Here is an 8,418-nt window from a genome sequence, read left to right as displayed (position 1 = left end):
AGGTCAAAACGGCCGCAGAAGGCCGAAATCCGCCTTCAAAAACCATCGGTATCCGCCTTCCATGTCGTCATCTGAAAATCGACGACTCAGCTCACGCTGCGGCGGGGGTTATGCAGACCTTCCCTAGGCGCTTTGAACTGGCAGCCACCACAAACCGATGACGGAACGGGAAGGAGCGGCTTGTCCTGAGAGTAGGCAAAAGCGAACGCACCCACAGCGTCAGGGAAGGGACGCAGATCCGCCGGCCCGACTGCCAGAGTGCTTGACAGAATCATGTCGACCTGTCCGTCCACCGGCACCTTGACCAGCAGGTACTGGCCAAGGGATTCCGGCGTCGTGCCCGGCGTAACTTGGACCCTCAGGCGTCTTCCTTCCACGACCACCTTGAAGCGCTGATTGAGTCCATCGACTGTCGCGAATTGCTCTTTGTCGACAAGCATCAGGAATGCGCGAACCTGGTGACCAGGGAAAGCCGCCTCTGACACGTAGCGCTGAAAAGCCACGTCCTGCAGGTATGGCAGGAAGTCTGACTTCAACTGGCCCTTGGTTCCTTTGAAATCACCATCCTTCTTCGCGCTGTAGGACTTCGCTTTGACTTCAATAATTTCGATACGCGTTCCGCTCTTGCGCAAGATGTCGACGCGCACGAACAGAGTGTCGACAGCAATCGCAGCTTCAAAGATAGTGACTTCATCCTGCTGCAGGAGTTCAGCAGTCTTGGCGAGTGCGACCTGGTGGTCGAGTTCGTCTACACGGACGCCACCGGGATGAATTAGGCAGGCCAATTCACCAACCTGGTAGCCACCCTCGGCCAAGGCGGCCAGAAAACTGTCATCAAGCGATCGGTCGAGGTAGTCCTTCTTGCCCGTGTAGTAGAGCTTTCTTGGACATTCGGCGGCCAGCTTGAAGCGGGACTTAGTGAGGTACCTGACGGCTTGGTTCATAGGAAGATGGGATGCCGGAGTTCCAGGAGGGCCGTGCACCCGGCCTGTCTCGAATCGCCATGGCCGTCAGTTTTGACGATAGCGCTGGCGGATGGTGGTGCCACGCTACAAATAAGGAAGCCAAGGCCAGCGGGCAACTCATTCTTGTGAGTTCGCGATGGCTTGTCCATAGGAACTTTCGCTTGGTAGCGGACGCGTCGGGCTCCTGACATGCTCACGCTAAGCCATCAGAGCGCCGGCCTGAAGAAACGCAAAACGCTTGCGCTCCGTCCGAGATTGAGTCAGGTGAAGGGCTTGCCCCGACGCTTGAACAACCAAATTGGTGTTGCGAGTGGCTGGTTGGCTAAAAGTCCGAGAGTCTGACTCCATTCACCGATACAAGCTGGTCCAGCCGCAGCGTATCACCCGAACTCAAGGCCAGAAACTCAACGCCGCCGCGCGCGTACACGTCCCGAATTTCTGCGTTGATCCTGCGTGATTCGCCTTCGGTATTGAGGTATTCCACCTCGGCATTCGTATGCCTAGTCGCTAGAGATTCCAGCACATCGTGGAACTCGCAACTGATAGGTTTGTAGTCGCTCATGGCCGAGTCTCCTCAAAGCGTTGCACTTTTGGCAGCATGCTACTCGCAACGAGGTGGAAGGGTCCCACCAATGAATGAGCAGGGGGCCGTCATAGCGGGTCTGTCGCGAACTTACCCTTAGCCGGAGCGATCCCGTTTGAGAGCGGGGAGTGCTCGCTCTCTGTGAGAGCGGCCTGCCTGGGGAGGAAGCGGTGCTTCGAAATAGCCGGATCCAAGGCGTCCAATCAACGAACACTTGGTGCTCGGGCCGACGTGTCCGAGCAATAACCGCTCAACTCGAAGGCGGATTGGTCGCGAGAAGTTGGTCAAGCTCTCCATTGGCTTCGAGGTCAGCAAGGTCGTCGGAGCCACCGACATGCGTACCATTGATGAATATCTGCGGCACGGTGTCTCGGCCCGACGCTTCGGTCATGGCCTGTCGGTGAGCTGGGTTAGCATCAATGTCAAGTTCCTTCCATTGCACTCCTTTTTCCTTTAGGAGCGTCCTGGCCCGTCGGCAGTACGGGCACCAACCCGTCGTGTAGAGCAGTACATCAGGTTTCATATTGCATCTCCGATAATCAATGTTTAAGAATAAGCCTTGGCATCTCAGCCTAAGGAGAAGGTGAACGCCTTCGCGGTGGTATCGAATTCATCACTCTCATACCCGCGTGCGAGCTGAATGTGGAAAGCACGGTCTGTAGATGGATGCCATCGGCGCACAAAAGGGGTGTTCCAAACGTTGCGCGGCGTAGCGAAGGTCAATTGCGCGTCCTACCAGATCCAACCGCCCGCTTGCGCCACTGGCAAGCTCAGCCATAACGCTCTTCCCTGAACGGGTCACCGCGCATGTGGTAGCCGTGCAGCTCCCAGAACCCCGCTTCTTCCTCAGTCGTGAACTCAAGGCTACTCAGCCACTTGGCTGATTTCCAGAAATACAAGTGCGGCACCAACAGGCGTGCAGGTCCGCCGTGCTCGTGCGTCAGGGGTTTGTCGTCGAAGTGGGTGGCGACCATGGCGCGCCCTTGCGTCAAGTCCGCCAGCGGCAGGTTGGTGCTGTAGCCGTCCTGCGAATGTGCAAGCACCCAGGGGGTGGGTGCTTGCACGCCGGCTGCGGCGAGAAGGTCGTCCACTGTGACGCCACGCCATCGCGTGTCGAACTTGGACCAGGTGGTCACGCAGTGAATGTCGACCACCTGCTCGCTCTGCGGCAGAGCCTTGAATTCGGCCAGAGTCCATTGGGCCACCAGTCGCGGGCCGACTTTCATGGTCAGCACCCATTCGTCATCGCTGCGCGGGCGCGGTGAAGGCCCATGGGTCAGGACTGGGAAACCTTCAGTCAGAGACTGTCCCGGCGGCAAACGACCCCCGTGGTTGTCGACGCCGCGGTTTCGGCCAAGAAAAGATCGATTGATCGGCATCTTCGCTCCCTCTATTTAGTTCACCACCAAGAGCTTGCGGCGGTCGATGATGGTGGGCAGGAATTCCGTGACGGTGGGGTGCACTGGCAGTGCCTCACGCACCGTGCGCCAGGTGCCCTGGCTGGCCATCACCAGGCCAATGGATTGAATGATCTCGTCGGCCTGTATGCCCAGCATCGTGGCACCCAGGAACAGGCCGCTGTCTTCATCGATCAGCAGCTTGATCACGCCCACGGTTTCACTCTCTTCCTTCGCCCGGCTCACGTCCTTCATCGCGTGCACGGCCTGCGAAATACGTCGACCCTCTTTTTCCACTAGGCGCTTGGCCTCGGCTTCGTACAACCCCACGTGTGCCAGTGGTGGATCGGTGAACATGGCATAGATGCTGTTGCGCGCGTCGGCGCTACGCTGCCCGCCCGCGAGGTTCTCGGCCAGAACCTCCTGATCGTGGTAGCTGGTGTGGGTGAAGGCCCCGCGCTGGTTGATGTCTCCCAGCGCCCAGATGCCTGGTACGTCGGTCTCGAGCCGATCGTTGGTGGCGATGTAGCCACGCATGTTGGCCCTCAACCCCACACTATCCAGCCCCAGATCGTCGGTGTTGGGCGCGCGGCCGGTAGCCACCAGCAGGTGGCTGCCGCCAATGATGCGGCCGTCGGCCAGTTGAACACAGGTGCCGCCCTCGGTTTCCCCCGGTTTGACTGCCGCAATAGACACGCCGATGTAAACGTCGATGTCCTCGGCCTGCAGCATCTCGGTGACTGCAGCGGACACGTCGACGTCTTCCCGTCCCGTCAAGCGCGGCCCCGTCTCGATGATGGCGACCTTGCTGCCGAGGCGGCGAAAGATCTGCGCCATCTCAAGGCTTATGTACCCGCCTCCGATGATCACCAACTTGCGGGGCAGCTCGCGCAACGCCAACAGTCCCTCGCTATCAAGGTACGGGTTTTCTGCCAGACCCGGAATTGGCGGCACGGAGGGGCGCGTACCCGTGTTCAGGATGATTTGAGGCGCGCGCAAAATGTGTTCGCCCGCCCGCACCAGGAACTCGCCACCATCGCGACCCGTCAGCCGGCCGTGGGCCTTAATGATGCGCAGGCCCTGCAACCCGCCGAGCCAGCTCTCGAGTCCGGATCGCGCCTGGTCGACCCTATCTTGCATGCGTTGCATGGCGACGGCGAAGTCGACGTTCACCGTGCCCACATTCACTCCGAACTCGGCAGCGCGACGGGCCAGGTAGGCCACTCGCGCCGATTTGCGCAAAGTCTTGGTGGGTGTGCAGCCTCGGTTGACGCAGGTGCCGCCAAGGTCGCGGGCTTCCACCAGCGCGACATTGCGGCCGCGATCCACGAGCTTGGCCGCCAGAAACGGCCCTGCCTGCCCAGCACCGATAACGATAGTGTCGAAGTTCATCATGACTTGACCAACGCCGCAGCGTTCATGCAGTAGCGCAGGCCGCTGGGTTCGGGCCCATCGGGGAAAACATGGCCCAGGTGCGCGTCGCACACATTGCAGGTGGTCTCGATGCGCGTCATACCATGGCTCGAATCGTAGTGGTGCGCGATCAGCCCGGGCGCCAGCGCCTGCCTGAAGCTGGGCCAACCACTCTTGCTTCGGAACTTGCTAGAAGCGTCGAACAGTTCGGTACCGCAGCACACGCATCCATAAACACCGGGTTCGAACAAGGTACACATGGCCGAGCTGTGCGCAGGTTCGGTTCCCCTCTGTCGCGTGACGCGGTACTGCTCGGGCGTCAGGCGTTGACGCCACTGCTCGTCGTCGAGCTCGAGCCGCCGTGGCGGCGGTGGATTGTTGCCTTGCGCGTGCTGGATGACCTCTCGCCAGGTGATGGTTCCTGCATCTGGCGTGGGCACAGGTGGCGCCGACTCGGCGCGTTTGAGCTCGGCAATGAGTTTTTCGACGTCGATGCGGAAGTAGTTGTAAACCACCGCGCCACTGGGATCGACAAGGATGAACCAGGGTGTGCCGCCGTTGCGGTAGCGCTGCATCAGCACCGAACTGGCGCCCACGCGGCCGGCGCCGGCGTCGTGGCCGAACGGTATTGGCAGTGCGTATTTGCGTTGGTTCGCTGCCACCCGATCTACGGTGTTGGATTCAAAGTCCTCGAAAACCGTTTGCACCGCCACAAAGCTGACGAAGGGCGAACCGCGAAACGCCTCGACCACACGGACCAGCGAGGGAAAGCCGGTCACGTGGCAGCCTGGGCAGGCGTCCTGGAAACAGAAGATCAGCTTGAATGCCCCGCGCATCTTGTCCAGACCATAGTCGGCCAGGGGTTGGCCGGCTGCGTCGATCCATTGCGTCACGCCCAGTTCGGGCGCGGGTTCCCCCGTGATGCCTGCTTGTACGCTGTCTTCTTGCATGGTTGTTCCTCCAGGTGCGGTTGAGTAGTTGCGCTCGGGAATCCGCCGTTCAGGTGCCGCAGAAGGTACGGTAGTTCTCCGTCTGCTCTGCCGGTGCGGGCTCGGCTAACGAGCTGTCCGCCGGATGCTCGTCGAAAGGGTGTTCCAGCACCCGCAGCAGGCGCTCGAAAGGTGCCAAGTCATCGCGCTCCACGGCCGCCGCTAGCGCCGCTTCGACGTGATGGTTACGCGGGATGTAGATCGGATTGGCGCTCCGCAGGGCCGCCGCGAGTTCGTCCAGGTCTGTGCCTACCGCGTGGGTGCGCTCGCGCCAGCGCTTCAGCCAAAGTTCCAGCGCTGCGTCCGCCCCTCCGAACAGCGCGCGAAGCGGCGTGTCGTTGCCTTGGGCCGCGTCGGCCAGGCGGGCAAACGCGAGCGTGAAATCGATGCGGTACTGGCTCAGCAGCGTCAGGTAGTCGTCGGCCAGCGCGCGGTCGTCCCCACCGCTGCCGTCCAAGCCCAGCTTGAGCCGCAGGACGGACGTCCAATGAAAGTCGAAGCGTTCGGCAAATGCCTCTACAGCCGCGCCGGCGCGTTGGGCCGCAGACTCGGCATCGGCGTCGATCAGGGGCAGCAAAGCGTCGGCCAAGCGTGCCAAGTTCCACTGCGCAATCGCCGGCTGATTGCCATAGGCATAGCGGCCTGAGGTGTCGATTGAGCTGAATACGGCATTGGGGTCGAAGTGCTCCATGAAAGCGCAAGGGCCGTAGTCGATCGTTTCGCCGGAGATCGTCATGTTGTCAGTGTTCATGACGCCGTGGATGAAGCCCACGCCCATCCAGCGGGCGACCAACGAAGCCTGACGCTCGACCACCGCCTGCAGCAGACCCAAGTAGGTGTCGGGGGTGCCGGCCAGTGCTGCATCGTGACGCGTGATGGCGTAGTCGGCCAGCCGGCGCAGCAGGACCTCGTCGCCTCGGGCGGCGATGTACTCGAAGGTGCCTACACGCAAGTGGCTGGCTGCCACCCGCGTCAGGATGGCGCCAGGCAAGATCTGCGCGCGCTGTACGGTCGCGCCGGTGGCCACCGCGGCCAGCGCGCGCGTGGTGGGGATGCCTAGGGCATGCATGGCCTCGCCCATCAGGTACTCCCGCAGCACGGGTCCAAGTGCGGCCCTGCCGTCACCACGACGCGAGAACGGGGTTCGGCCCGATCCCTTCAGGGCGATGTCACGGCGCCGGCCGTGGCGGTCGATGAGTTCGCCCAGCAGCAGGGCGCGGCCATCGCCGAGCTGCGGCGAGAAGCCGCCGAACTGGTGCCCGGCATAGGCCTGCGCCAGCGGCTGCGCCTGGGCCGGCACGGCATTGCCGGCGAGCACGGCGAGGCCGCCGGCTGAGGACATTTCGTCGGCGTCCAGGCCGAGCTCGTCAGCCAAGTCGCGGTTCAGCCGCAGCAGCCGAGGCGCTGGCGAGCCTGCTGGGTTTGATCTCGCATACAGGCCCTCAAGATCGCGCGCGTAGCTGTTGTCGAATGGCATGTGCAGCGCTGTTGGCGATGCCGGGTCGCCGGGCTGATCGTTCGGGCCGGTCACGGTGGTTTGCAATTCAGTCTCCAAGTTCGGGGGTCGTTGGCAGTCGGCGTCACTCCGCCTGAGACACTTCGTCGGCGCGGCCGAAGTCCCGCAACAGGAGCTCATCATCGAGGTAGAAGTCGCTGTGAAGGACCTCCCCCAGCGGGTCGAAAACGATGAACCACGGTGTGCCGCGCGTCTCGAAATCCGCCATCAGGCTCGGATAGCGGTCCACGGCCGGGTCGTGGCCGAACGGGATAGCCAATCCGTAGCGCTGCTGCGTCTCGCTTAATCGATCGAATGTGTTTGTCTCGGCGGCCGTAAACACTGTTTGCACGGCCGCGAACCCGAAGCCTTGACCGGACAGTGCTTCCACTAGCGTCTTGAGTGTCGGAAATCCGTGGCTGTGAGAACCCGGACACCCGTGCTGGAAGCAAAAGATCACCTTGAACCCGTCTCCGAGATCGGCCAACTCGAGTGGCTGGCTCGGGTTCCCGTGCGCGTCGATCCACTGCGGAACTCGCAACTTAGGGGCGTTGAGGTGGAAGTGGTCGCTCGTCATGGAATCCTTGAATGAGAGTACGGACCCGGACCGTTCGCTGGTTGACCGGGGCAAGCGCTCATGCGACGGTGGTCACGCGCTTGGCAAGCCTGTGGGGATCGTGGATCTGAACGAAGAATTCCAGCAGCGCGCGAAAACTGGCATGGACCGGAGCGAACTCTGCTTCGAATGCCTCGGCGAGCGTGCCGCTACTACGGTTGGTGGCATTGGAAACGTCACCGCTGTAGCCGACGCATGTGCTGCTAGGCCCGGAAGCTTGCGCACCAAGCCCTGCATGCCCCGGAAACAACCTCCAGCGAGGACGGCAATTTCTTTCGAACTCATGTTGCGACTCCTTGCGGCCCGGACCATGCAATCGAATTCGCAAGCCGGGTTGCGGTTGATCGAACCCGTGCTACTGCAGGCGACGAGATGGCGTCGCCCACAGGCTGCATCCTTTGATTCTTTTCTCATTTGAACCGAAGGCCGGCACGACAAGACGCCGGCGCGTCTTGATAAATACTCCGTGCGTCCGATTCTGCCTTCGTGGCCGAGCTGAAGCTGGGCCTGCCCCTGCGCCACGAACGGTATGGGCAGATGCTCAGCCGGATTCGACGAGTTGCAGGACGGGCAGCGATGGCGATGCAGGTTGCACACGTCCGTCGGTTAACCAGCTGGCCTGACCGTCAGTTAGACCTTTCCGCGTGCACAGCACGGCACTGGGTACCGTTCCGGTGGCACTGGATGACAAGGGTGGACGGGGGTGCGCCGCGATAGCTCGTCTCGGTCGCCAACTCTAATGGGGACGAGGAGGGGCGCTCAAAAGGTCTGGACGTTGGGCGCCAAAAGTCGGACTATCCTGAGCGCCAGCGCCCCTACAGTTGGCATTCGTCGCATGCCATCGTGGATGAACCCACGACGATCGAGTAAATGCCGGCTTCGCAGGCTCGTGAGTCTGCGCGGTCTGGGCTCACCATGTCCCGCGCTACCTACCGCGCTGCCAAACTAGGCGGTATCCAG

The 8,418-nt window shown here is 61.8% G+C and carries 8 protein-coding genes and 1 pseudogene; all 9 read right to left on the bottom strand.

Annotated features, from left to right (window positions below; translation table 11 throughout):
- Window positions 1-86: 86 nt before the first annotated feature.
- Window positions 87-944: a hypothetical protein gene (locus M3149_RS21060; protein WP_051249054.1), complete on the bottom strand. Its 858-nt coding sequence runs from the start codon at window positions 942-944 to the stop codon at window positions 87-89.
- Window positions 945-1,287: 343 nt separating this feature from the next.
- Window positions 1,288-1,527 (bottom strand): hypothetical protein, encoded by a 240-nt coding sequence (locus M3149_RS21055; RefSeq protein ID WP_026437587.1) that lies wholly within the window; start codon window positions 1,525-1,527, stop codon window positions 1,288-1,290.
- A 271-nt stretch (window positions 1,528-1,798) separates the two neighbouring features.
- Window positions 1,799-2,071: a glutaredoxin 3 gene (grxC, locus tag M3149_RS21050; RefSeq protein ID WP_026437588.1), complete on the bottom strand. Its 273-nt coding sequence runs from the start codon at window positions 2,069-2,071 to the stop codon at window positions 1,799-1,801.
- Between the two features lie 247 nt (window positions 2,072-2,318).
- Window positions 2,319-2,927, bottom strand: coding sequence for a sulfite oxidase-like oxidoreductase (locus M3149_RS21045; protein WP_026437589.1), 609 nt, complete (start codon window positions 2,925-2,927; stop codon window positions 2,319-2,321).
- 15 nt (window positions 2,928-2,942) lie between these two features.
- Complete coding sequence (locus tag M3149_RS21040) at window positions 2,943-4,340, bottom strand: mercuric reductase (RefSeq protein WP_026437590.1); 1,398 nt, start codon at window positions 4,338-4,340, stop codon at window positions 2,943-2,945.
- Window positions 4,337-4,756: a peptide-methionine (R)-S-oxide reductase MsrB gene (gene msrB, locus M3149_RS21035; protein WP_238323271.1), complete on the bottom strand. Its 420-nt coding sequence runs from the start codon at window positions 4,754-4,756 to the stop codon at window positions 4,337-4,339. The genes M3149_RS21040 and msrB overlap by 4 nt, the downstream gene beginning before the upstream one ends.
- A 601-nt stretch (window positions 4,757-5,357) precedes the next feature.
- On the bottom strand, window positions 5,358-6,890 hold the full coding sequence (locus M3149_RS21030) for a protein adenylyltransferase SelO (RefSeq protein ID WP_238323269.1): 1,533 nt from the start codon (window positions 6,888-6,890) through the stop codon (window positions 5,358-5,360).
- A 37-nt stretch (window positions 6,891-6,927) separates the two neighbouring features.
- Window positions 6,928-7,419: a hypothetical protein gene (locus tag M3149_RS21025; RefSeq protein ID WP_026437593.1), complete on the bottom strand. Its 492-nt coding sequence runs from the start codon at window positions 7,417-7,419 to the stop codon at window positions 6,928-6,930.
- Window positions 7,420-7,513: 94 nt separating this feature from the next.
- Window positions 7,514-7,743: pseudogene (locus M3149_RS23340) on the bottom strand (peptide-methionine (S)-S-oxide reductase); the annotation flags it as partial.
- Window positions 7,744-8,418 lie beyond the last annotated feature (675 nt).

It is taken from the genome of Hydrogenophaga intermedia, from assembly GCF_023715105.1.
In the GTDB taxonomy this organism is placed as follows: Bacteria; Pseudomonadota; Gammaproteobacteria; order Burkholderiales; family Burkholderiaceae_C; genus Hydrogenophaga; species Hydrogenophaga intermedia_A.
The sequence above is the reverse complement of the archived record's forward strand: the minus strand, read 5'-3'. Positions and strand labels throughout refer to the sequence as shown.

What these genes read in the sequence shown, in the direction of transcription:
- M3149_RS21040 (WP_026437590.1), bottom strand. Translation starts at nt 4,340, where the DNA reads ATGATGAACTTCGACACTATCGTTATCGGTGCTGGGCAGGCAGGGCCG.
- M3149_RS21045 (WP_026437589.1), bottom strand. Translation starts at nt 2,927, where the DNA reads ATGCCGATCAATCGATCTTTTCTTGGCCGAAACCGCGGCGTCGACAAC.
- M3149_RS21055 (WP_026437587.1), bottom strand. Translation starts at nt 1,527, where the DNA reads ATGAGCGACTACAAACCTATCAGTTGCGAGTTCCACGATGTGCTGGAA.
- M3149_RS21025 (WP_026437593.1), bottom strand. Translation starts at nt 7,419, where the DNA reads ATGACGAGCGACCACTTCCACCTCAACGCCCCTAAGTTGCGAGTTCCG.
- grxC (WP_026437588.1), bottom strand. Translation starts at nt 2,071, where the DNA reads ATGAAACCTGATGTACTGCTCTACACGACGGGTTGGTGCCCGTACTGC.
- M3149_RS21060 (WP_051249054.1), bottom strand. Translation starts at nt 944, where the DNA reads ATGAACCAAGCCGTCAGGTACCTCACTAAGTCCCGCTTCAAGCTGGCC.